Raw genomic sequence first — 229 nt, forward strand, 5'->3', positions numbered from 1 at the left:
GTGGCCCGGGCGGTTGAACTGCGCCGCCAGGGTTTTCTCCGCAATCGCCATCCCCACCGCATTCGCAATGCCCTGCCCCAGCGGTCCGGTAGTGGTTTCCACACCCGCGGTGTAGCCCACTTCCGGGTGGCCCGGGGTTCTGGAGTGCAGCTGACGGAAGTTCTTCAGCTCTTCGACTGGCAGATCGTAGCCGGTGAGGTGCAGCAGGCTGTAGATCAGCATCGAGCCG

1 pseudogene is annotated in these 229 nt (G+C 64.6%); it reads right to left on the reverse strand.

The window, feature by feature from the left end:
• Positions 1 to 229: pseudogene (locus IAE27_RS29455) on the reverse strand (transketolase); the annotation flags it as partial.

Origin of the sequence: Klebsiella sp. S69, assembly GCF_016516145.1 — a bacterium.
Taxonomy (GTDB): domain Bacteria; phylum Pseudomonadota; class Gammaproteobacteria; order Enterobacterales; family Enterobacteriaceae; genus Klebsiella; species Klebsiella oxytoca.